The sequence below is a fragment of the Haemophilus sp. HMSC71H05 genome, assembly GCF_001838635.1.
GTDB lineage: Bacteria > Pseudomonadota > Gammaproteobacteria > Enterobacterales > Pasteurellaceae > Haemophilus_D > Haemophilus_D parainfluenzae_R.
This window is the reverse complement of record NZ_KV838033.1, coordinates 117,554-140,884: the sequence shown is the minus strand read 5'-3', so window position 1 is coordinate 140,884 and position 23,331 is coordinate 117,554. Positions and strand designations below refer to the sequence as shown.

Annotated in this window: 25 protein-coding genes; 15 read left to right on the top strand and 10 right to left on the bottom strand. The window is 39.5% G+C overall.

Annotated elements, in window-relative coordinates:
- Nucleotides 1-177 precede the first annotated feature (177 nt).
- The 7 genes from tig (at nucleotide 178) to rplA (ending at nucleotide 5,841) form a co-directional block, all read left to right on the top strand.
- Nucleotides 178-1,476: a trigger factor gene (gene tig, locus HMPREF3279_RS05700; protein WP_049364760.1), complete on the top strand. Its 1,299-nt coding sequence runs from the start codon at nucleotides 178-180 to the stop codon at nucleotides 1,474-1,476.
- A 144-nt stretch (nucleotides 1,477-1,620) separates the two neighbouring features.
- A complete protein-coding gene (gene clpP / locus HMPREF3279_RS05695) occupies nucleotides 1,621-2,202 on the top strand; it encodes an ATP-dependent Clp endopeptidase proteolytic subunit ClpP (protein WP_005695224.1) in 582 nt (193 codons plus the stop codon).
- Between the two features lie 9 nt (nucleotides 2,203-2,211).
- The gene (gene clpX / locus HMPREF3279_RS05690) at nucleotides 2,212-3,450 is read left to right on the top strand and encodes an ATP-dependent protease ATP-binding subunit ClpX (RefSeq protein WP_049369842.1); all 1,239 of its coding nucleotides are present in this window, start codon (nucleotides 2,212-2,214) and stop codon (nucleotides 3,448-3,450) included.
- A gap of 121 nt (nucleotides 3,451-3,571) precedes the next feature.
- Nucleotides 3,572-3,988 (top strand): preprotein translocase subunit SecE, encoded by a 417-nt coding sequence (secE, locus tag HMPREF3279_RS05685; protein WP_070868343.1) that lies wholly within the window; start codon nucleotides 3,572-3,574, stop codon nucleotides 3,986-3,988.
- A 1-nt stretch (nucleotide 3,989) separates the two neighbouring features.
- Nucleotides 3,990-4,547, top strand: a complete 558-nt coding sequence (gene nusG, locus HMPREF3279_RS05680; RefSeq protein ID WP_005695227.1) for a transcription termination/antitermination protein NusG — start codon at nucleotides 3,990-3,992, stop codon at nucleotides 4,545-4,547.
- 171 nt (nucleotides 4,548-4,718) lie between these two features.
- A complete protein-coding gene (gene rplK, locus HMPREF3279_RS05675; protein ID WP_005695228.1) occupies nucleotides 4,719-5,147 on the top strand; it encodes a 50S ribosomal protein L11 in 429 nt (142 codons plus the stop codon).
- Nucleotides 5,148-5,151: 4 nt separating this feature from the next.
- Nucleotides 5,152-5,841, top strand: a complete 690-nt coding sequence (rplA, locus tag HMPREF3279_RS05670; RefSeq protein WP_005695230.1) for a 50S ribosomal protein L1 — start codon at nucleotides 5,152-5,154, stop codon at nucleotides 5,839-5,841.
- A 156-nt stretch (nucleotides 5,842-5,997) separates the two neighbouring features.
- Here rplA and HMPREF3279_RS05665 read toward each other — a convergent pair whose 3' ends face one another.
- From HMPREF3279_RS05665 to eno, 7 genes are all read right to left on the bottom strand, one after another.
- On the bottom strand, nucleotides 5,998-7,143 hold the full coding sequence (locus tag HMPREF3279_RS05665) for an iron-containing alcohol dehydrogenase (protein WP_070868342.1): 1,146 nt from the start codon (nucleotides 7,141-7,143) through the stop codon (nucleotides 5,998-6,000).
- Nucleotides 7,144-7,191: 48 nt separating this feature from the next.
- Nucleotides 7,192-8,373, bottom strand: a complete 1,182-nt coding sequence (locus HMPREF3279_RS05660) for a glutathionylspermidine synthase family protein (RefSeq protein ID WP_070868341.1) — start codon at nucleotides 8,371-8,373, stop codon at nucleotides 7,192-7,194.
- Nucleotides 8,374-8,375: 2 nt separating this feature from the next.
- Complete coding sequence (locus HMPREF3279_RS05655; RefSeq protein WP_070868340.1) at nucleotides 8,376-9,002, bottom strand: hypothetical protein; 627 nt, start codon at nucleotides 9,000-9,002, stop codon at nucleotides 8,376-8,378.
- Between the two features lie 7 nt (nucleotides 9,003-9,009).
- Entirely contained in the window at nucleotides 9,010-9,717 is a 708-nt protein-coding gene (locus HMPREF3279_RS05650; RefSeq protein ID WP_070868339.1) for an HAD-IA family hydrolase, read from the bottom strand.
- A gap of 8 nt (nucleotides 9,718-9,725) precedes the next feature.
- Nucleotides 9,726-10,145, bottom strand: coding sequence for a DUF2251 domain-containing protein (locus tag HMPREF3279_RS05645; RefSeq protein ID WP_070868338.1), 420 nt, complete (start codon nucleotides 10,143-10,145; stop codon nucleotides 9,726-9,728).
- 8 nt (nucleotides 10,146-10,153) lie between these two features.
- Nucleotides 10,154-10,792, bottom strand: coding sequence for an NUDIX hydrolase N-terminal domain-containing protein (locus HMPREF3279_RS05640; RefSeq protein WP_070868337.1), 639 nt, complete (start codon nucleotides 10,790-10,792; stop codon nucleotides 10,154-10,156).
- 71 nt (nucleotides 10,793-10,863) lie between these two features.
- Nucleotides 10,864-12,174, bottom strand: a complete 1,311-nt coding sequence (gene eno, locus HMPREF3279_RS05635) for a phosphopyruvate hydratase (protein WP_054420251.1) — start codon at nucleotides 12,172-12,174, stop codon at nucleotides 10,864-10,866.
- Nucleotides 12,175-12,461: 287 nt separating this feature from the next.
- Between eno and HMPREF3279_RS05630 the strand changes: the two genes are divergently transcribed.
- Nucleotides 12,462-14,231 (top strand): DUF4153 domain-containing protein, encoded by a 1,770-nt coding sequence (locus HMPREF3279_RS05630; protein ID WP_070868336.1) that lies wholly within the window; start codon nucleotides 12,462-12,464, stop codon nucleotides 14,229-14,231.
- A 132-nt stretch (nucleotides 14,232-14,363) separates the two neighbouring features.
- On the opposite strand, the gene HMPREF3279_RS05625 is transcribed toward HMPREF3279_RS05630, so the two are convergent.
- Together HMPREF3279_RS05625 and pyrG are read right to left on the bottom strand one after the other, a co-directional pair.
- Nucleotides 14,364-15,299, bottom strand: a complete 936-nt coding sequence (locus HMPREF3279_RS05625) for a glycosyltransferase family 2 protein (protein ID WP_070868335.1) — start codon at nucleotides 15,297-15,299, stop codon at nucleotides 14,364-14,366.
- A gap of 122 nt (nucleotides 15,300-15,421) precedes the next feature.
- Nucleotides 15,422-17,059 carry a glutamine hydrolyzing CTP synthase gene (gene pyrG, locus HMPREF3279_RS05620; protein ID WP_005698151.1) on the bottom strand — a complete coding sequence of 546 codons (1,638 nt, stop codon included), beginning with the start codon at nucleotides 17,057-17,059 and terminating at the stop codon, nucleotides 15,422-15,424.
- Nucleotides 17,060-17,318: 259 nt separating this feature from the next.
- Between pyrG and glmU the strand changes: the two genes are divergently transcribed.
- The 3 genes from glmU to ispH all read left to right on the top strand — a co-directional run bounded on the left by glmU (nucleotide 17,319) and on the right by ispH (nucleotide 20,238).
- The gene (gene glmU, locus HMPREF3279_RS05615; RefSeq protein WP_070868334.1) at nucleotides 17,319-18,689 is read left to right on the top strand and encodes a bifunctional UDP-N-acetylglucosamine diphosphorylase/glucosamine-1-phosphate N-acetyltransferase GlmU; all 1,371 of its coding nucleotides are present in this window, start codon (nucleotides 17,319-17,321) and stop codon (nucleotides 18,687-18,689) included.
- 116 nt (nucleotides 18,690-18,805) lie between these two features.
- Nucleotides 18,806-19,297: a signal peptidase II gene (gene lspA, locus HMPREF3279_RS05610; protein WP_070868333.1), complete on the top strand. Its 492-nt coding sequence runs from the start codon at nucleotides 18,806-18,808 to the stop codon at nucleotides 19,295-19,297.
- Nucleotides 19,294-20,238: a 4-hydroxy-3-methylbut-2-enyl diphosphate reductase gene (gene ispH, locus HMPREF3279_RS05605; RefSeq protein ID WP_070868332.1), complete on the top strand. Its 945-nt coding sequence runs from the start codon at nucleotides 19,294-19,296 to the stop codon at nucleotides 20,236-20,238. Before lspA ends, ispH begins: the two co-directional genes overlap by 4 nt.
- Nucleotides 20,239-20,286: 48 nt before the next feature.
- Here ispH and HMPREF3279_RS05600 read toward each other — a convergent pair whose 3' ends face one another.
- Nucleotides 20,287-20,658: a CopM family metallochaperone gene (locus tag HMPREF3279_RS05600; RefSeq protein ID WP_070868331.1), complete on the bottom strand. Its 372-nt coding sequence runs from the start codon at nucleotides 20,656-20,658 to the stop codon at nucleotides 20,287-20,289.
- Between the two features lie 131 nt (nucleotides 20,659-20,789).
- Between HMPREF3279_RS05600 and rdgB the strand changes: the two genes are divergently transcribed.
- The 4 genes from rdgB (at nucleotide 20,790) to focA (ending at nucleotide 23,321) form a co-directional block, all read left to right on the top strand.
- On the top strand, nucleotides 20,790-21,389 hold the full coding sequence (gene rdgB / locus HMPREF3279_RS05595; protein WP_070868330.1) for an RdgB/HAM1 family non-canonical purine NTP pyrophosphatase: 600 nt from the start codon (nucleotides 20,790-20,792) through the stop codon (nucleotides 21,387-21,389).
- Nucleotides 21,390-21,427: 38 nt separating this feature from the next.
- On the top strand, nucleotides 21,428-21,745 hold the full coding sequence (locus HMPREF3279_RS05590) for a heavy metal-binding domain-containing protein (RefSeq protein WP_005695251.1): 318 nt from the start codon (nucleotides 21,428-21,430) through the stop codon (nucleotides 21,743-21,745).
- 145 nt (nucleotides 21,746-21,890) lie between these two features.
- Entirely contained in the window at nucleotides 21,891-22,253 is a 363-nt protein-coding gene (locus tag HMPREF3279_RS05585; protein WP_070868329.1) for a helix-hairpin-helix domain-containing protein, read from the top strand.
- Between the two features lie 213 nt (nucleotides 22,254-22,466).
- The gene (gene focA / locus HMPREF3279_RS05580; protein ID WP_049364775.1) at nucleotides 22,467-23,321 is read left to right on the top strand and encodes a formate transporter FocA; all 855 of its coding nucleotides are present in this window, start codon (nucleotides 22,467-22,469) and stop codon (nucleotides 23,319-23,321) included.
- Nucleotides 23,322-23,331 lie beyond the last annotated feature (10 nt).

Genomic DNA, 23,331 nt, shown 5'->3' with positions numbered 1-23,331 from the left:
TTTCTTTATTTAAAATTGTTGATAAATTGTGCAATTTTAGCCGGTTTTCCAGTGAATTTTCCGGTTTCTATCGACTGTTTGATTTTCTTTCGCTATAATTTGGCGGTTTTTTACTTTTACAAACAATAACGTGTTCGGTGTGGTTTTTACCGAGTGCAACATTAATTGAGGTTACAAATGTCATTAAATATTGAAACAACTCAAGGTTTAGAGCGTCGTGTGACGATCACCGTTCCAGCTGAAGCTGTAGAAAAAGCAACTCGTGAAGAATTCAAACGTGCAGCAAAAAATGTACGTGTTGATGGTTTCCGTAAAGGTCACGTACCAGCTCACATCATTGAACAACGTTTTGGCGCATCAATCCGTCAAGATGTATTAAACGATTTATTACCACGTCATTTCTTTGACGCAGTAATCGCTGAGAAAATCAACATCGCAGGTCGTCCAACTTTCGCTATCGAAACGTTCGAACCTGGTAAAGATTTATCATTCACTGCAACTTTCGAAGTGTACCCAGAAGTTGAATTAAAAGGTTTAGAAAACATCAAAGTTGAGAAACCAACTGTTGAAATCACTGAAGCTGATATCGATAAAATGATTGAGGTATTACGTAAACAACAAGCCACTTGGGTTGAAAGCAAAGCCGCAGCGAAAGCAGATTCTCGCGTAACAATCGACTTCGTTGGTTATGTTGATGGCGAAGAATTCGAAGGCGGTAAAGCAACTGATTTCGTTCTATTCATGGGCCAAGGTCGTATGATCCCCGGTTTTGAAGAGGGTATCGTAGGTCACAAAGCAGGCGAACAATTCGATATCAATGTGACTTTCCCTGCGGAATACCATTCTGAAAACTTAAAAGGTAAAGATGCAAAATTTGCGATTACCTTGAAAAAAGTAGAAGAAATGGAATTACCAGAATTAACAGATGAATTCGTTGCTAAATTTGGTCCAAACACCAAAACGGTGGCAGATTTACGTGCAGAAATCCGTAAAAACATGGAACGTGAATTGAAAAACGCATTAGTTTCACGTGTTAAACAACAAGTAATCAACGGTTTAATCGAACAAAACCCAATTGATGTTCCAGCTTCTGCAGTAGAAGAAGAAATTAATGTATTACGTAACCAAGCAGCACAACGTTTCGGTGGTAATGCACAACAAGCAGCACAATTACCACGTGAATTATTTGAAGCGGATGCAAAACGTCGTGTTCAAGTCGGTTTATTATTCTCTGAAGTGATCAAATCAAACGAATTGAAAGCGGATGAAGAACGTGCGAAAGCCATGATCGCGGATATCGCTTCTGCTTACGAACAACCAGCTGAAGTTGTTGAGTATTACAGCCAAAATGAAGAGTTAATGAACAACATTCGCAATGTAGTATTAGAAGAACAAGCAGTTGATGCCGTTCTTGCTAAAGCTCAAGTGACTGAAAAAGCGTCTTCATTTGATGAGATCATGAATCCACAAGCATAATAATTGATAGAACGTGAATTAAATTCACAAGCATATCATCGAAAAGTGCGGTTGTTTTTTCAATGAAAAGCGACCGCATTTTTGTTTTTACTGATTTTCGGGTAGAATATTGCCCGATTTTTTAGCACATATTTAGGGGCAAAAATGAGTGTAATTCCTATGGTTGTCGAACAAACCTCTCGTGGTGAACGTTCGTACGACATTTATTCCCGCCTATTAAAAGAGCGCGTGATCTTCTTGAGTGGTGAAGTAGAAGATCGTATGGCAAATTTGATCGTGGCACAGCTACTTTTCTTAGAATCAGAAGATCCGAAAAAAGACATCAATATTTATATTAACTCACCGGGTGGCTCGGTGACTGCGGGTATGGCAATTTACGATACCATGCAATTTATTAAACCGGATGTGCGTACCCTTTGTATTGGTCAAGCCTGCTCAATGGGCGCATTCTTACTTGCGGGGGGGACAGCAGGAAAACGTGCTGCATTACCGAATGCACGCGTAATGATTCACCAACCGTTAGGTGGTTTCCGTGGACAAGCATCCGATATTCAGATCCACGCACAAGAAATTTTAAAAATTAAACAAACCTTAAACGAGCGTCTTGCTTTCCATACAGGTCAAAGCATCGAGCGTATCGAAAAAGACACCGATCGTGACAACTTTATGTCGGCAGAAGAAGCAAAAGCTTACGGCTTAGTGGACGATGTGTTGATTAAACGTTAAGGATTTAACATGACAACAAATGATAACGATCTTCACTGTTCTTTCTGCGGAAGAGAGAAAAGTGAAGTAGGTAAATTAATTGCGGGTACAGATGGTTATATTTGTAACGAGTGTATCGAGCTTTGCCACAGTATGTTAGAAGACAGTGGTGAAATCGAAACACCTAGCGAACTGGCAGTTGAAGAAAAATTACCAACACCGCACGAAATTCGTGCGCACTTAGATGATTATGTGATTGGGCAAGATTATGCGAAAAAAGTCTTGTCAGTGGCCGTTTACAATCACTATAAACGCTTACGCACGAACCACCAAAGCAATGATGTGGAATTAGGTAAAAGTAACATCTTGTTAATTGGTCCAACTGGTAGCGGTAAAACCTTATTAGCTCAAACCTTGGCGCGTCGTTTAAATGTACCTTTTGCTATGGCCGATGCGACGACGTTAACTGAAGCAGGCTATGTGGGCGAAGACGTGGAAAATGTTCTGCAAAAATTATTGCAAAACTGCGATTACGATACAGAAAAAGCAGAGCAGGGCATTATCTATATTGATGAAATTGATAAAATTAGCCGTAAATCAGAAGGCGCATCTATTACTCGAGATGTGTCTGGTGAAGGTGTGCAACAAGCCTTGTTGAAATTAATTGAAGGCACTATTGCGTCTGTACCGCCACAAGGTGGACGTAAACATCCTCAACAAGAAATGTTGAAAGTGGACACCTCAAAAATCCTCTTTATTTGTGGTGGGGCATTTGCCGGCTTAGATAAAATTATCGGTAAGCGTACACAAACTGATACTGGAATTGGTTTTGATGCGAAAGTAGAGAAGGAAGAAGAGAAAGAAAATCTTTCTGAATTATTCCGTCAAGTTGAGCCAGATGATTTAATGAAATTTGGTTTGATTCCAGAATTTATTGGTCGTCTTCCAATGATTGCGCCATTAAGCGAATTAGATGAAGAAGCGTTGATTCAGATCCTTACTCAACCGAAAAATGCACTGACCAAACAATATCAAGCATTATTTGGCTTAGAAGATGTAGAGCTTGAATTTACACCAGAAGCATTGAAAGCGATGGCGAAAAAAGCTCTTGAACGTAAAACCGGTGCGCGTGGTTTACGCTCAATTGTTGAGGCTGTATTGTTAGATACGATGTATGATTTACCTTCAATCGAAAACTTGAAAAAAGTGATTGTGGATGAAGAAACGATCGTTGACAACAAACCACCAAAACTCGAATATAAAAATTAACAGAAAGTGCGGTTGTTTTTTCTGACATTTTTCATAGGCAATTCCGAAAGAAAATGCTACAATCGCACGTTCTGAAATTAATCTAAAAATTATTTATCCCTTATTTTATACGGATTCAATTATGGCAACTGAAATTGTTGAGAAAAAGAAACACGACCAAGAACAAGTCGTAGAAGGAAAATCAAAAGGCTTAAACACGCTTCTTTGGATTCTTTCTGTGGCATTTTTTACCGCAGCAGCAATTGGTAACGTTTATTTTAAAGAAGTCTTTTCTTTACCTGTGCGTGTAGTTGGCGTAGTTGTCGCCTTATTAATTGCCTTTGGTTTCGCTGCAATTACTAACCAAGGTACAAAAGCTCGTACATTCTTTAGCGAAGCAAAAGTTGAAGGTCGTAAAGTGGTATGGCCAACTCGTGCAGAAACACGTCAAACAACTTTAATCGTTATTGCGGTAACGGTGCTTACTTCTTTATTCTTCTGGGCAATTGATTCAATTATCATTGCATTGATTAACTTCTTAACTGATTTGAGATTCTAAAATGAGCGAAACTGAAAACGTATCCAAAAAACGTTGGTATGTATTGCAAGCATTCTCAGGCTTTGAGAGTCGTGTTGCAATCACATTGCGTGAATATATCAAACAACAACAAATGGAAGATCAGTTTGGCGAAGTGTTAGTGCCGACTGAAGAAGTCGTTGAAAACGTAGCAGGTAAACGTCGTAAAAGCGAACGTAAATTCTTCCCTGGCTATGTATTAGTTGAAATGGCAATGAACGATGACACATGGCACTTAGTGAAAAGCGTACCACGTGTAATGGGCTTTATCGGTGGTACACCAGATAAACCAGCACCAATTTCTAAACGTGAAGCGGATTTAATTTTAAATCGTTTAGAGCAAAGTGCTGAAAAACCACGTCATCGTAAAGAATATCAACCAGGTGAAGAGGTGCGTGTGACAGAAGGTCCATTCGCAGACTTTAATGGTACGGTTGAAGAAGTAGATTACGAAAAAGGCCGCTTAAAAGTGTCTGTATCTATCTTCGGTCGTGCAACACCAGTTGAGCTTGAATTTGGTCAAGTGGAAAAAACACGTTAATTTCCTTTTTCCAAAACAAGAGATTTAATGACCGCACTTAAACAATAAAGTGCGGTTGTTTTTCGAGTAGTTTTTCTACTTGAAATTTCGAGGCTGATTAATTAAAATACAGCCTTTCATTAACAGGGGAGCCGATTTCGGCGTTATCACCCATTTAGAGGAAACTAAAAAATGGCAAAAAAAGTCCAAGCATACGTTAAGTTGCAAGTTGCAGCTGGTATGGCAAACCCATCACCACCAGTTGGTCCTGCATTAGGTCAACAAGGTGTGAACATTATGGAATTCTGTAAAGCATTCAACGCTCGTACTGAGAGCATTGAAAAAGGTTTACCAATTCCAGTTGTTATCACTGTATATGCAGACCGTTCATTCACTTTCATTACTAAAACTCCACCAGCAGCAGTATTATTGAAAAAAGCTGCGGGTATCAAATCTGGTTCTGGTAAACCGAACAAAGATAAAGTGGGTAAAGTAACTTTAGATCAAGTTCGTCAAATCGCTGAAACTAAAGCAGCAGATATGACTGGCGCGACTATCGAAACTAAAATGAAATCAATTGCTGGTACTGCTCGCTCAATGGGCTTAGTGGTGGAGGAATAATACGATGGCTAAATTGACTAAAAAAATGAAAGCAATCAAAGCTGGCGTAGATTCTACTAAAGCATACGAAATCAACGAAGCAATCGCGTTATTAAAACAATTCGCAACCGCTAAATTCGTTGAAAGTGTTGACGTTGCAGTAAACTTAGGTATCGATCCTCGTAAATCAGACCAAAACGTTCGTGGTGCAACAGTATTACCACACGGTACTGGTCGTGAAGTACGCGTAGCTGTGTTCACCCAAGGTGCTAACGCAGATGCAGCTAAAGAAGCTGGTGCTGATTTAGTAGGTATGGAAGATTTAGCAGAGCAAATCAAAAAAGGCGAAATGAACTTTGACGTTGTTATCGCTTCTCCTGATGCAATGCGTGTTGTTGGTCAATTAGGTCAAGTATTAGGCCCACGTGGTTTAATGCCAAACCCTAAAGTTGGTACCGTAACACCAAACGTTGCTGAAGCAGTTAAAAATGCTAAATCTGGTCAGATCCGTTATCGTAACGATAAAAACGGTATCATCCACACAACAATTGGTAAAGCAAACTTCTCTGAAGTTCAATTAAAAGAAAACCTTCAAGCATTATTGGCTGCTTTAAACAAAGCAAAACCAACTACTGCAAAAGGTATCTTTATCAAGAAAGTAAGCATCTCTACAACTATGGGTGCTGGTGTGGCTGTTGATCAAGCTTCACTATAATTAAGCGTTAAAACTTAATTCAAATTAACCGCACTTTGGGTAACTAAAGTGCGGTTATTTTTTACATGCTTTTCAATAAAGTGAAATATTGAGAATATAAAAAGAACGGTCAAATTCAAAATACAATGGAATTTGACCGCTCTTTCTTATGAGAGGTTATTTCGCTAAAGCGAAAATTGCTTCAATAGCTTCTTTGGTGTAAATCTTATCCATTTTCGCCTCAATCGCAGTTTGAACCGCATTATCGATAATTTCAGCTAAGGTTTTATCATCAATGCCAAGTTGTTCAAGGTTGGTTGGTGTGCCGATTTTATCAAACCAGGCTTTTAAGGCTTGAATACCCTCTTCAGCCTTATCTAAGCCAAATATTTCTTTAGCAAAGCGTTTGAATTGAGCAGGTCTTTGAGATTGGTACCATTGCATCCACGCAGGCATAATCACAGAAAGCCCAGCTCCATGTGGCACATCTGAAATCGCACTCATGGAATGCTCAATCATATGATTTGGGAAACCGTAAGGTGAGATACCTAAATGCGTTAAACCATTTAACGCAAGTGTAGCCGCCCAGGCAAATTCACCACGTGCATTGAGATCTTGTGGATCATTGAGCAGGATTTCAGTCGTACGGATAACGGTTTTAATATTGCTTTCTACTAAGAAATCAATAATTTCAGGGCGATATTCCGCCGTGAAATAGGCTTCAATCGAATGAGCAATAATATCTGCAGCAGAATACACTAAATAATCACGGCTGACAGTTGCTTGTAATTTCGGATTAATGACTGATACTTTTGGGAATAAATGATTGCTATGAATCGAATATTTTTGTTGCGTTTCTTCATTGGTAATGACTGAGCCCCAGTTCATTTCACTGCCTGTTGCTGCAAGGGTGATTACATCAAAAATCATCAATGCTTTTTGCACCGGTGTGCCTTTAAAGAAGTCCCAAGTATCACCGTCATAGCACGCACCTGCTGCGATCGCTTTCGCACTATCAAGGCAAGAGCCGCCACCAATACTCAACACACTATCTGCACCAAAGGCTTTTGCCATTGCAACGGCTTCACGGACTTTACTGATTGTTGGGTTACTTTTTACCCCGCCACATTCAATGTATTCAATGCCATGCTCACGCAAGCTTTTCGCCACATCTTCAAATAAGCCTGATTGTTTGACACGCTCACTACCATAGATAATTAAGGCCTTTTTTGCAGCGTATTCGTGCATATATTTCCCCATCTCTTTTTCTTTATCGAGTCCAAATTCAATGCGAGTTGGGTTTTGAAAACTAAATGGATACATATTTATCTCCTTATTATCTATTAAGTGCGGTCAGTTTTTGTGTTGTTTTTATTCCACAAAGTAATGCGGAATGAAGTGGCTATCATTGCCGGTAACTGGGGTAAAATCTTCTCTTAATCCGATGCCACAAGCCACATCACCTACTACCCAAGAACCAATCATTGGATACATACCATCAAAATTTGGCAGTTCAAATTTTTGTTGATAGATGTAGCCTGCTTGATCGTAAAAGGCAGAATGTTCGCTACCTTTGGCGGCAAATTCTAGACCATTACGTTTTTCATAGTAAGAAACATTGGCGCCCTCACGGCCTAAGGTTGGTTTTTTCACCCATATCGATTGGCGATCGGTAATATCATGCTTGCTAAAGTAAGCGGGTAGTAATAATGGGTGGTTTGGATGTTTTTGCCATAATTTCGCCAATAGCACTTTATTGCTTAATAGTAATTTCCACGCCGGTTCAATAAAGGTAGTGGATGAGTTAAGCATGTGTGGTGCATATTCTGTGGTGGTCATCCATTCAAGCGGATAGAGCTTAAATAAACAATCAATAGGTTGATTATTCAGATCGAGGAATTGCTGACTGTCTTTATCGTAACCTACATCTTCAATGGCAAGCTGATGAATATGCCAACCTGCGTTGTAAGCCACATCCGCTAGGTAATCAATATTGCCCCAATCTTCACGCCCCGCTTCTTGCATGGCACTAAAATGGAAATCGTTTAGTCCAGTTTGCTGTTGAATAAACTGAAAGCGATTGAGTAATTCTTCGTGAATCCAATTAAATTGGTCACGATGCGCTAAGCCTTCAATTTGCTCTAACCATTGCCATTGCACCACAGCAGCTTCAAGCAGAGAAGTAGGGGTGTCGGCATTGTATTCAAACATTTTGAGGTTTTCGCCGTCATAGCCAAAATCAAAACGACCATATAAGTGCGGTACGTTTTTAGCCCATGTTTGTTCAATCAGATTTTTCTGCAAATCGGTGAAACGATAATAGGCATAATCACCTTGTTTCACTTCATCGGCAACAAAATCCATACACATCGCATGCAATTCGTTGGTGGCATCTTCAATACGATCGATTTCAGCTAAGGTAAATTCATACGCTATATTATCCGACCAATAATGCGAGCCATCAGAGGAAGGCAGATTATAGTAATCAAAGCCCACATCTAATAATTGTTGCACCATATTGGGACGAGTAGGAAAACCTGTTATTCGTTTCATATTTAACCGCCTGAGCTACGGGTGCTGCTTGAGCTAGCGCTTTTAAAGCCACCGCGTGAAACCGGTTTGCTGTAAGTGCTACCGGCATTGCCTTTAACTAATACAGGCTTACCGACAGAACGATTAGTTTGCGGTTGGATAACTTGACCCGTTGGCGTAGAAACAGCACGGTTGCTTGGATTGTAGCTAGGCCCTAAAAATGATCCCACCGTACGCGCGATCATATAACCCATTGCAGCGCCTGCAATCGCACTACCCATACTGCCGTGTCCTTCTCCTGTTGCAGAACTCGTGTGGCTTGTTCCCTCAGAACCGCTTGAGTTGCCAGAGTGAATTGCTCCATCTGGATTTAAGGTTTGTTTGACTGCCTGATTGTCTTCTGACCATTCACTATTATTGCTTGGACGTGTATTTAAATTGCCCGAGAGAGAGGAGCCAGAGCCAGCATGCGCTGTTGTGCCGCTATTATTTTCAGTAGATTGGTCAGCTTCGCACAATTCGATTTTTTGCCAATCGGCTAAACAATCCTCAAGGCTGTTATAAACATCTCGTTGAACTTGCTCTTCTGAGCAGCCGCCCAATAAAGCCACAATGGAAAGACTGACGAGAACTTGATTTTTCTTTTTCATCATAGAGTTAAAGTGTTAATAATTCAGTTAAATGATTGATTTCTAATGTAGGCAAAACACTTGCTTCAGTAAATGAATTGAGGTTTTTGCCTGATAAATTAATCCATACAGATTGGCAGCCTGCTTGAATGGCGCCTTGAACATCCGTGGTTAAGTTGTCACCGATATGTAAAATTTCACTTGGTTTTACGCCGAAATAATGGGCGGTTTGGTGGAACAAATCTTGATGAGGTTTCGCTCTACCTTGCTCTCCTCCACGTAAACTCAGCTGAAAGTGTTCAAACCCAATACGTGTTGCAATCACATTACCATTGGTAATCACGCTCAACAGGTAGCGATCTTTAAGTTGATTCAGCACTTCGATGCTTTCAGTGGGGACATTAATTTTATGTCGCCATTCAATAAATTCTTCCATGGCAAGGGCCAAAGTGCGGTCAATTTCAACCGCACTTTTACCATGATGCACCAGTAAGTTACGTAATGTTTCGACACGCCAGGCAATTACATCTTCAGCAATTAAGGGATCTTTCTCCGCCAGTTGCCATTTCCATTCTCGCCAATATTCTGAGGTAAGATCGCTCAGTTGCGCGTGTTCTTGCACACATTGAAGAAAGCGTTCTTCGGCTAAACGAATGACATCAGTGTTATCGTAAAGGGTATCATCAAGATCAAAACTCATGACCTTGAAAGGCTGAAGACCGCGGTAAAATCGCATAGCTAATCCTATTTAATGGTATTCACACCAAGCCATGCAGTCGCACGTTCATTGGTGATTTCTTCGTGTGTCCACATGCTCATTAAGTCAGGCTGAGGATGTTTGTTGGTGTTATAGCCGATCAAATGGGCAAAATCAAATACAGCATGGGGATAGCCGTTAATAAGCAATAAGCCTAAATAGCCGCTTTCATCCCAGCAGATTTCTAATTTACGCGCTTCGTGGTGATTGCGTGTGTTATCGACGTTATAAACATGTAAGCAATCGACAATCGGTTGTGCATTTTGACGCATATCTAACGCATAAAAATAGCCAGTTTCGCCATCATCTTCAAACATCACCGCTAGATGATCATGGACAGTTGAGTGTGTGCCGACTTGTTTTGGTTGACCGAGAAAGAGTTGATCTTCGAGGGTTAAATGTAACATGGTATTTCCTAATCAAATTGTGTAGTCCAGTGACTACTATGGTATGCTTGAAAGCAAAGTTCAACCTGTGCAGGCGTATTTTTTTCTTCATTCATTGGTGGCAGTTCATTCAACGCAAAATAGGCAGATTGCACTGTTTCACTATTTGGTTGAAATTCGCCACTTAATGGTTCGCACATGACGAAGGTTTTGAGTACAGGATGCGCAAAAGGCGGAAAATTGCGTTTATGTTGTTCGTGAATAGCAATAATGAAAGTCGGTTTAACATTAAGCCCCGCTTCTTCGCGTACTTCTTTAATCGTATTACTATGAATGGTTTCTAGCACATCTATCCAGCCGCCAGGCAGTGACCAAAGCCCATCATTTTCTTGTACTAATAAAATTTTATCATCTTTGAAAATAGCTGCGCGCGAATCGATTTTAGGGGTTTGATAACCAGCCCCATTGCAGAAAAACGATTTGACAGTTTCTTTGGGTATTGTTGTTTTATAAGCGAGCATTTCAGCAGACAAATCCCGCAAACGTTCATAGCGCTCAATATCATAGATATTTTTGCAATAAGTTAGCCCGTTTTGTGCAATGCTTTGGATTTCGATAGCCCAAGATAGCCAAGGTTCAGTAAGAAGTGAATCAGATTGTGTCTTCATAAAAACACCTTAAAAAAACACCGCACTTTTGTGCAAAGTGCGGTGCTATTTTACCTTAAATTAAGCAAAAATTATGCTTGACCTTTAACCGCTTTTAAACCTAAGAACGGAGCTGGTGTACCAGCACGTTCTAATGCTTCTTCGATACGGATTAATTGGTTGTATTTCGCAATACGGTCAGAACGGCTCATAGAACCAGTTTTGATTTGACCTGCTGCTGTACCAACCGCTAAATCAGCGATAGTCGCATCTTCGGTTTCACCTGAGCGGTGAGAGATAACCGCTGTGTAACCTGCATCTTTAGCCATTTTAATTGCCGCTAAAGTTTCAGTTAAAGAACCGATTTGGTTGAATTTGATTAAGATAGAGTTTGCGATACCTTTTTCGATACCTTCTTTTAAGATTTTGGTGTTAGTGACGAATAAGTCGTCGCCCACTAATTGAACGCGGTCGCCTAACACTTTAGTTTGGTATGCAAAACCTTCCCAGTCAGATTCATCTTGACCATCTTCGATAGACACGATTGGGTATTGTTTGGTTAATTCTTCAAGATAGTGTGTGAACTCTTGAGAAGTGAATGAACGGCCTTCGCCTTTCATTTCGTATTTACCAGTTTCTTTGTTGTAGAACTCAGAAGATGCGCAGTCCATTGCTAAAGTGACGTCTTTACCTAATACGTAGCCTGCTTTTTCTACAGCTTCTTTGATACATGCTAAAGCGTCTGCGTTAGATGCTAAGTTAGGTGCGAAACCACCTTCATCACCTACAGCAGTGCTCATGCCTTTAGATTTTAATACTTTCGCAAGGTTGTGGAATACTTCAGCACCGATACGAAGTGCTTCACGTAACGTTTTTGCACCAACTGGTTGAATCATGAATTCTTGGATATCAACGTTGTTATCTGCGTGCTCACCACCGTTGATGATGTTCATCATTGGTAATGGCATAGAGTAAACGCCTGGAGTGCCGTTAAGTTCTGCGATGTAAGCGTAAAGCGGTAAACCTTTAGACGCTGCAGCGGCTTTTGCGTTTGCTAAAGATACCGCTAAGATTGCGTTTGCACCGAAGTTAGATTTGTTTTCAGTACCGTCTAAATCGATCATGATTTGGTCGATTTCAGCTTGGTTAGACGCTTCTTTACCTACTAATGCATCTGCGATAGGACCGTTTACCGCTGCAACCGCTTTTAATACACCTTTACCTAAGAAACGAGATTTGTCGCCGTCACGTAATTCTAATGCTTCACGAGAACCAGTAGATGCACCTGATGGAGCAGCTGCTAAACCAACGAAACCACCTTCAAGATGAACTTCAGCTTCTACAGTTGGGTTACCACGAGAGTCGATGATTTCACGACCAATGACTTTAACGATTTTTGCCATTTTGTTTTCCTCTGTTTAAAGTTAATTAAAATTAGTTAGGCGAACCTAAAACGGGAATATAATAAAGCAAATTTAGAAATTTGTCTTGGAAAAATGACCGCACTTTGATCTGTATCTTATTTTTCAATCAAGTGTGGTAAGTTTTTATCTCTTTTTCGTCAATTATTTCTTTTATTTCAGTGGAATTGCCTTCAAAAGTTGGTTAAAGTTGCGCGAAATTTCGTATTATTTTACGACGAATTATTTATTCTTAATTGAGACTTTCTTGCATTGAAAAAGGAATCATTATGTCTCTTTCGACTTTTTTTCAGCAAACCAAAACACGAATAAAATCAGCGATATCAACTCATCCGATTGAAATCTTCATGATTGCTACGTTTGCTCTTGGAATTTGGTTTGTGGATATGAATTCAGAAAAAGATCATTTAGCTTATTGGCTATTTGAGCCGGTTCTGTTTGCCTTTATTTATTTATCTCGCCCTTATGCCTGGTATCGTTTTTCGTGGATTGTGCCGCTCATTGCTGTTTTCACCATTTGGCAAGTAAATGATAATGCTGATTTTTATGCTTATAGCCCTAAGTTTTGGGGCGCTCAATTTATTGTATTATTGATATTATGTGGCTTTCCATTTGTCAGAAACAATCAAGCCTTTACTTATCGTAATTTTACGACGCTATATTACATCACGTCATCCATTGCTGGCTGGGGGCTCGTCTCTGGTTTGGTCGCTGCAATTTTAGCTTCAATCAGTACATTATTTAACATTGATTTTAGTGAATGGTTTCAAAAGCATCTTTATTCCTCAATTACCGCATTTTGCCTTCCTTTGTTCTTTTTGGTCTTTCAACAGCGCCAAGAAAATACAGAGATGACGCTAAATCGTAGCATTGAAATTTTAGTAAATTTTATCTTAGCGCCAGCCTTAATGATTTTTACTGTTCTACTTTATGCTTATGTGGGCAAAATTATCTTAGCAGGGGCGTTGCCAAAAGGAATGGTGTCGAATATTGCGTTGCCTTACTTAGTTGTAGGCTTAGGTGTTTACGCTTTACGTAGTATTAGTGTTAAAGCCAATTGGGACAGTTTCTTTAAGTTTTTCCCATACCTTTCCATTGTGCCCATTGTACTGCTATGGTTGGCAATTGACCGTCGAATTAGTGCCTATGCTTGGACTGAACAACGGATTTATTTAGTGGCATTAGCCTCGGCGATTACGGTGGCTTATGCCATTTTAATCATCCCTAAAATTCGCCAATATCGTTTGATTTCTGTCGTTGTAATGACCGCAATTTTTGCCATGACTTGGGTAGTGAAGCCACAAGAAATCGCTTACCAAAGCCAAACGGAACGTTTTGAGCATTTACTCACAAAGCTTAATTTATCTGATGGACAAGGAAAAATTCGTGATGATGTGGATTTTTTAAGTCGTTTAGAAAATATGCCAGAAAACGAACGCCAAGATTGGAATGAATTAGATGATGTATCTGATTATTTAGTCCATCGTTTGGACTTAGGGGCTGATGACGGCTCTAATTATGAGGATAAACGAAAAGCCTTTGTACAAAGATATGGTGAAAAAGCGAATGAACTGATTTCATTGGATGTTTATGAGCATTCTTTCCGTATCAATGATAGCGACATTATGGCTCTGCAAAATAGCCCGGTTAGAGAAGCTGAGTTTGAATGGTCATCAATTGATGTGAGTTCGTATAAAAAATGGATCCATGTGCCAGTCTATCAATTCTATCGTGTGGACGATAACAGCTCGAAAAAAGAAGAGAATAAGCCAAAAGAACGAGCCGAAGTTTGTTTTGTTGAAGAACATGATAGATATTGTACCGATATGGATCAGCATATTAAACAGGTCTTTCAACAACATCATTTAGATTCAATGAAAAAACTGGCGGAATCAGATCTTAAACTAATCAGCAAAGACTTACTAAAAATTGATGCGCCAAGTTTTGCTATCTATTTAGGTTCACTTGAAATCCAATTTACTCAAGAAAAGGGCTATCACTACAAGGAATTAACCGTCGAAGCCATTTTTGAGAAATAGGTTAGATATGTAAAGTACGGTGATGTTATTGCAAAAAATTTGGCTAAAAATGACCGAACTTTGATATTAAAACGGATAAAAATCTCCCTAATCCTATTCAGATTGGGGAAGTAGTCTGATGAAGTAAAAGCTTTATTGCGTTCTTTGATACAAAAGCTTTTTCAAGAATTGTGTATGTGCATCTAAAATACTAAACATCGTTTCCCGATCTTCACCAAATAGTGAGATTTCATTATTTGAACGAACTTTGTCATAAGCTGAAAAGGCGATTTCAAACTCTTCAGTACGTAATTTAATGCTTTTCCCGTGCAGTATAAGGCTCAGTAAGCTGACTTCTTTAGGTGTTAATTTTGGAAATAAATGACTTATCCATAGCTCCATCGAGTATTGAATAGACTCGCTAATTTTGTCATGTATTTTACTCGCTTGGCCTTGGTGTATCCGATAAAACAATAATGGCTCTGGTAAATTCGCAAATTTCTTTTTATGTAATGCACATTGTACCCACATATGAAAATCGGGCGCTGTGGCTGTTTGGGCATAATTAATCGCGAGTGCCTTGATACTAGAATGTCGCCACATTGAAGAGGGATTAATGATATTGTCACGAGCTAAAGAAAAATGTGCTTTTATATCTTTATCTAAAAGAGGAAGTGTACTTACTTTAGACATTTTATCAGTTTGCCCATCATTAAAGAGCAGTGCATTACTTCCTAAAATATCAATTTCAGGATGCCCGTCTAAATATTGAATCTGTTTTTCAAAACGGTGTGGCACACAAATATCATCGGCATCCATCCGTGCAACATATTCCACATTCATATAGTTAAGCATATCCATGGCAAATTGCATGACATCAGGTTCACCTTGGTTTTGAGGTAAATGGTAAACACGTAAGCGAGCATCTTTTGTCGCATAGCTTTCGAGAATGTCACCTGTGTTATCGGTAGAAGCATCATTAACTGCCAGAATACAAAAATCACTAAAGGTTTGATTCAACAATGAATCTAAACATTCAGTGAGAAAATTTTCTGCATTATATGCGGGTAAAATAACAGCAAGTTTCATTTTTAGTTATCCATTATTAAATGAGTGAATAAGACACAGATGATATTATTCCTTATTAATACAAAGTGCGGTCAAAAACACAAGAATTTTTGACCGCACTTGTTTATTAAATTATCAGTAAATTACTTTTCAGTTTTTAACTGATTTTCTCTTGCTGCTTTGACAAAGCCTTCGAATAATGGGTGGCCATCACGTGGTGTTGATGTAAATTCAGGGTGAAATTGACATGCCACAAACCATGGGTGGTTTGGTACTTCAATGATTTCCACTAATTTACGATCCGCAGATAAGCCAGTCACTTTAAGACCTGCTTTTTCAATTTGTGGAAGCAGGTTATTGTTCACTTCATAACGGTGACGGTGACGTTCTTCAATGGTTTCTTTGCCATATAATGCACGCGCTTTTGAGCCTTCAATTAAATGACATTGTTGTGCCCCTAAACGCATCGTACCACCAAGATCAGAATTATCATCACGGGTTTCAATGTGGCCTTCAGCATCTTGCCATTCTGTTATCAAACCAACAACAGGTTGCTCACAGTTACGATCAAATTCAGATGAGTTTGCCTTCTCAAGACCAGCAACGTTACGTGCATATTCGATTAATGCAATTTGCATCCCTAAACAAATACCGAGGTAAGGCACATTGTTTTCACGTGCATATTTTGCGGTCAAAATTTTGCCTTCTACACCACGATAGCCAAAGCCGCCAGGTACTAAAATACCATCTACGCCTTTTAATACGTCAGTGCCTTTGGTTTCAACATCTTGAGAGTCAATGTATTTGATATGCACGCTTAAACGGTTTTTTAAACCTGCGTGTTTTAAAGCTTCATTCACTGATTTATAAGCATCCGGTAATTCAGTATATTTACCTACCATACCGATGGTCACATCGCCTACAGGGTTCGCTTCTTGATAAAGCACTTGTTCCCATTCTGAAAGGTCCGCTTCTGGGCAGTCTAAGTGGAAACGTTGGCAGATGAATTCATCTAAACCTTGTGATTTCAATAATGCTGGAATTTGATAGATTGAATTAACATCTTTTAATGAGATGACCGCACGTTCTGGTACGTTACAGAATAAAGCAATTTTTGCACGCTCATTTGGTGGAATCATGCGATCTGAACGGCAGATAAGCACATCCGGTTGAATACCAATCGAAAGTAATTCTTTTACAGAATGTTGCGTTGGCTTAGTTTTCACCTCGCCCGCCGTTGGGATGTATGGCACTAAAGTTAAGTGCATAAAAATAGTATGCTCACGGCCCACTTGTACGGCAAGTTGACGCAGTGCTTCTAAGAATGGAAGTGATTCAATATCACCCACAGTTCCGCCTACTTCCACGATAACCACATCATGGCCTTGCGCACCAGCAATCACGCGATCTTTGATTTCATTGGTGATGTGCGGGATAACTTGAATTGTCGCACCTAAATAATCACCACGACGCTCTTTGCGTAATACTTCAGAATAAATTTTACCTGTGGTGAAGTTATTGCGTTTTGTCATTTTGGTACGAATAAAACGCTCGTAGTGACCTAAGTCTAAATCGGTTTCCGCCCCGTCTTGTGTCACGAACACTTCGCCGTGTTGGGTTGGGCTCATTGTACCCGGATCCACGTTGATGTAAGGGTCTAATTTCATAATAGTCACGTTTAAGCCACGTGCTTCTAAAATTGCTGCCAATGATGCTGCAGCAATACCTTTACCTAACGATGAAACCACACCGCCTGTGACGAAAATATAATTTGTAGCCATAGTGAGAGACCTAAAATGTTGGGATAAAAATGATTATAGCCAATCATCTTTTATGCAAATTTGTGCAGAATACTGAAAAGTGCGGTCAAAAATAAAAGAAAAAGATGATTAGCTATCAAGACGGGAGGATAGTTTACAGGATTTGAGATTTTTATACAATCTTGTCTTGTCAGGAATGTATGAAAATTAAATGGCTTATCATATTCTCCATTCTACGATAGAATACGCCCAAATTTTTTTATAAAGAAGAGAAGAATTTATGACAAATAAAGCATTAAGCGTGGTGATTTTAGCAGCCGGTAAAGGCACTCGTATGTATTCTGATTTACCAAAAGTCTTGCATAAAGTGGCAGGAAAACCGATGGTAAAACATGTGATCGATACGGCAAATCAATTAGGTGCGGAAAACGTGCATTTGATTTATGGTCACGGTGGTGAGTTAATGCGTGAACGTTTGGCAAATGAAAGCGTGAACTGGGTATTCCAAGCGGAACAATTGGGTACAGGACATGCTATGCAACAAGCAATGCCTTTTTTCCGTGATGATGAAAATGTTTTAATGGTGTATGGCGATGGCCCAATGATTACACCGGAAACATTGCAAAAATTAATCGATGCGAAACCTGAAAATGGTATCGCAGTGTTAACGGTCGTATTAGATAACCCAACAGGTTATGGTCGAATCGTACGTGAAAATGGCAAAGTTGTAGGGATTGTTGAACAAAAAGATGCAACGCCTGAGCAGCTTAAAATTCAAGAGATTAATACAGGTGTGTTAGTTTCAGATGGTGCAAGTTTCAAAAAATGGTTAGCGCGTTTAGATAATAATAATGCACAAGGCGAGTTTTATATTACTGATGTAATTGGCTTAGCTCATCAAGATGGTTGTCCGATTGTAGCTGTTCAAGCAACTGATTTTATGGAAGTTGAAGGGGTGAATAACCGCCTACAATTAGCCAAAATGGAACGCTATTATCAACGTAAACAAGCAGAAAAACTTTTACTTGCAGGCGTGATGTTGATTGATCCTAAGCGTTTTGATTTACGCGGCACATTAGAGCACGGTAAAGATGTTGAAATTGATGTGAACGTTATTGTGGAAGGCGATGTGCGTTTAGGAGATCGTGTAAAAATCGGTGCAGGTTGTGTATTGAAAAACGTGACCATTGGTGATGATGTTGAAATCAAGCCTTATTCTGTTTTAGAAGATGCGACAATTGGTGAGAAAGCGGCGATTGGTCCATTCTCTCGTTTACGTCCAGGTGCTGAATTAGCCGCTGAAACCCATGTGGGTAACTTCGTGGAAATTAAAAAATCCACTGTAGGTAAAGGCTCCAAAGTCAACCACCTTACTTATGTGGGTGATACTGAGATCGGTGAAAACTGTAACATCGGTGCGGGTGTCATTACTTGTAACTATGACGGTGCGAATAAATTTAAAACAATCATTGGTAACAATGTATTCGTGGGCTCAGATACGCAGTTAGTCGCGCCAGTTACTGTGGCAGATGGTGCAACTATTGGTGCGGGCTCAACGATTACTCAAAATATTGAGAAAGATGAGCTTGTGATTACTCGTGTGCCACAACGCCATATTCAAGGTTGGCAAAGACCGGTGAAGAAAAAGTAATTAACATTGCAAGGCGAACCAATGTGTTCGCCTTTTATAATTTGATGCCTTTTACTTTATAAAGGTTGTTCGAGTTGCTAAAATCATCGTCCATTTATAAAGACAGATAATTTCCTATGACAAAAAATAAAACAGGACTTTCATTCCTTTGGTTAAGTGCGGTCGCATTTATCCTAGATTTACTGACCAAGTATATCGTAGTGCAACGCTTTGATCTCTATGAAAGCGTGAACCTATTACCCGTTTTTAATTTAACCTATGTGCGTAACTATGGCGCAGCGTTTAGCTTTTTAGCTGAGCATGATGGTTGGCAGAAATATTTCTTTATCGTGCTAGCAATCGGGATTTCTTTAATGCTGGCTTACTTTATGAAAAAGAATTCTGCAGAACAAAAATTACAAAACTCGGCTTATGCGTTGATTATTGGCGGTGCGTTAGCGAATATGGTAGATCGTATGTACAACGGTTTTGTGGTGGATTTCTTAGATTTTTATTGGGATATTTATCATTATCCGGTATTCAATGTGGCAGATATTGCGATTTGTATTGGTGCTGGTTTATTAGCATTAGATGCCTTTAAAGGTGATAAAAAGAGCGGTCAAAAATGAAGATAATTTTAGCCAATCCTCGCGGATTTTGCGCAGGTGTCGATCGAGCCATTAGCATTGTTGAATTAGCGCTTGAAATTCATGGCGCACCGATTTATGTGCGTCATGAAGTGGTGCACAACCGTTTCGTGGTAAATGGTTTGCGTGAGCGTGGAGCGATTTTTGTGGAAGAACTGAGCGAAGTGCCTGATGGCGCTATTGTGATTTTCTCTGCTCATGGTGTGTCACAAGCCGTTCGTCAAGAAGCGAAAGATCGTCAGTTAAAAGTATTTGATGCAACTTGCCCATTGGTAACCAAAGTACATATGCAAGTGGCACGTGCGAGCCGTAAAGGGACAAAAGCGATTTTGATTGGACACAAAGGGCATCCAGAAGTGGAAGGCACAATGGGGCAGTATAATAATGCCGAAGGTGGCATTTTCTTAATTGAAAGCGTAGAAGATATTGCTCGTTTACCGGTTCAAGAAAGTGATGATTTAACCTTTATGACGCAAACCACACTTTCTCTTGATGATACGGCGGAAACCATTAGTGCATTGAAAGACAAATATCCTGCGATTCAAGGTCCACATAAAAACGATATTTGCTATGCCACCACCAATCGTCAAGAAGCGGTGCGTGAATTAGCGAAACAATGTGATTTAGTGGTGGTTGTAGGTTCTAAAAACTCATCGAATTCTAATCGTTTAGCTGAGTTGGCATCTCGTATGGGTGTGAAATCAAAATTGATTGATGATCCAAATGATGTGGCAGCAGACTGGTTTGAAGGCGTTGAAACAATTGGCGTAACAGCAGGCGCTTCAGCACCAGAAGAGTTGGTGCAATCCGTGATTGCTCGATTAAAAGAATTTGGTGCCGATACTATTGAAGAGCTTCAAGGCTTAGAAGAGAATATGTTCTTTGAAGTGCCAAAAGAGTTAAGAATAAAAGAAGTGAACTAATTCTATTAAAAAAGTGCGGTTAATTTACCGCACTTTTTTTGTGTTATTTTATTTTTTATTGTGTACTTTAAGCCATTTTTGCATTTGTTCAATTTCTGCTTGTTGAGCGTTAATAATATTCTCAGCAAGCTTACGCATCTCAGGATCTTTTCCGTATTTTAATTCAACTTCCGCCATTTTTACTGCACCAATATGGTGTGGCAACATACCTGCTGCAAAAGCGACATCAGGATCTTGATATTGCATAGCTGCCATCATGTCTTGATGCATTTGATTCATACCTTGCATTAATTCTTGTTGCATTGCAGAACCTGTCGACATTGGCATATTCATGTGTGCTTGGTGCGGTTGTTCATTCGCTTGGGCACAAATTGAAACTGCAGCAGCACTAAGTGTAATAAAAGTCATAAGTTTTTTCATGTTTTGCTCCTATGTGATAACTGAATGAGCGCAAATCATAAACGTTAACCTAAGGTTAAGGTCAATATTTATTCCGAAAATTTTTGGTGAGGTGCTAAAATAAGACAATGTTTGATATGAGGGACAGAATCATGAAGCAAAAAATTGTGCTTGCCACGGGCAATAAAGGCAAAGTAAAAGAAATGGCAGATGTATTAGCAGATTTTGGTTTTGAAGTCATTGCTCAGACAGATTTAGGCATTGAAAGTCCAGAGGAAACAGGCTTAACGTTTGTTGAAAATGCCATTCTGAAAGCACGTTATGCATCTGAAAAATCAGGTTTACCGGCTATTGCAGATGATTCTGGTCTTGTGGTGGATGCGTTAAATGGTGCGCCTGGATTATATTCTGCTCGTTATGCAGGTGTGGATGGTGACGAAGCTGATGCGAAAAACCGAGAAAAATTATTGGCAGAATTAGCCGATGTACCGACTGAACGTCGCCAAGCAAAATTTGTGAGCACGATTGTGTTATTACAACATCCATCCGATCCTTCTCCGATCATTGCTCAAGGTGAATGTGACGGGCAGATTATTTATGAAGAAAAAGGTGAAAATGGCTTCGGTTACGACTCGCTCTTTTTTAGCCCTGAAAAAGGCTATACCTTTGCCGAATTAGAAACCGTAGAGAAAAAGAAAATTTCTCATCGTGCGAAGGCATTAGCTGTTTTGAAATCAAAATTAACGGCCTAAAGTACGGTTGATTTTTAACGAGAATTAAAGGATACAAAATGATTATTACCACTACGCCTAATATTGAAGGTAAACAAATCGTAGAATATAAACAAGTCGTCTTTGGGGAAGTAATTGCTGGGGCAAACTTCATCCGTGATTTTTTTGCGGCCATTACCGATGTGATTGGTGGGCGTTCGAGTGTTTATGAGCGTCGTATTAGTCGTGCACGCCAAGATGCCTTGAAAGAGTTGGAAGAAAAAGCAATTGCGTTAGGGGCTAATGCTGTGGTTGGCGTAGAGATTAATTACGCAACAGTAAGCAATAAAAGTATGTTTATGGTGATTGCGAGTGGCACAGCTGTAGTGGTGCGCTAAGGTCTTTTTTTTATTTGCTTAAATGTAATTTTTGCGATCAAGATCGCAAAAGTGCGGTCGATTTCTTGCGTGTTTTCCGTGTTTCTTAAAAATGTCACTGTTGATATGAATCAACGGTACTTATTTGTTAATAAAGGGCATTTTTATGAAATTGATGAAACATTTATTTAGTTCATTATTTATTGCAGGTGCGATGTTGAGCACACAAGCGCTTGCAGAAGAAAAGACATCTGAGCAGGCTCAACCGCAAACGCAAGTGCAGCAACAAACTGCTGTACAAGCCCCATCACAAACTGTACAACAAATGGTGAGTGATAAATTAAATATCAATACCGCCAGTGCATCAGAAATTCAAAAAGCGCTGATTGGTATTGGGGCGAAAAAAGCAGAAGCCATTGTGCAATATCGTGAAAAACATGGTAATTTCACTGTGGCAGAACAACTACTAGAAGTACAAGGCATTGGCAAAGCTACGCTAGAGAAAAACCGAGATCGTATCGTGTTTTAATGTTGTTATTTTTATATGAAAAGCGGAATAGTGATATTCCGCTTTTTTATTTTGGGGGCAGAAAATTTACCAAAACTTGCAAAATATCAAATTTTTTTGGAATAAGTTGGGGATTTCTTGCAATGGATTTATAAGAGAGTAGAATACCAAATGGGTATAGGAATACCTATGTTGTAGTATAAGAAATAATAAACCAACTATTTGGAGTTAGATATGGCATCAGAAAATTTAAATCAATCTTCTGTTGCTCTCACACCAGTTGAAGCAACGGATTATGCTGAAAGCGTCGCTGCGTATAAAGCGCAAAAACGCCCATTTTTATCATTTCTGTCTGGTATTAGTGCTGGGGCTTGTATTGCTTTAGCCTTTGTATTCTATACGACGACACAAACAGCAAGCGCAGGAGCGCCTTGGGGATTAACCAAGTTAGTCGGTGGGTTAGTCTTCTCTTTAGGCGTAATTATGGTGGTAATTTTAGGATCTGAATTATTCACCTCTTCTACTTTAACCTTAGTTGCCCGCGTAGGCGGTAAGATAACCACAGCTCAAATGATCCGAAATTGGATTGTGGTATATTTGGGTAACTTTGTGGGCGGTTTATTTATTGCTGCAGTGATTTGGTTTGGGGGACAAACCATGGCAGCAAATGGTCAATGGGGTTTAACCATTTTGGCAACCGCTCAACATAAGATTCATCATACTTGGTTTGAAGCATTTAACCTTGGTATTTTATGTAACATTATGGTGTGTGTAGCGGTATGGATGTCTTATTCCGGTAAAACTGTTACAGACAAAGCATTTATTATGATCATGCCGATTGGTTTATTTGTCGCATCAGGTTTTGAACACTGTGTGGCAAATATGTTTATGATTCCACTAGGCATTATCACAGCTCATTCTAGTACGCCAGAATTTTGGCAACAAATTGGTGTGGATCCAATGAAATATGCAGACTTAGATCTCTATCATTTCATTGTGAAGAATTTGATTCCAGTAACGTTGGGAAACATTGTGGGTGGTGCGGTTTGTATCGGCTTATTCCAACGTTATCTAACCAAAGCTCACTAATGTACTAACG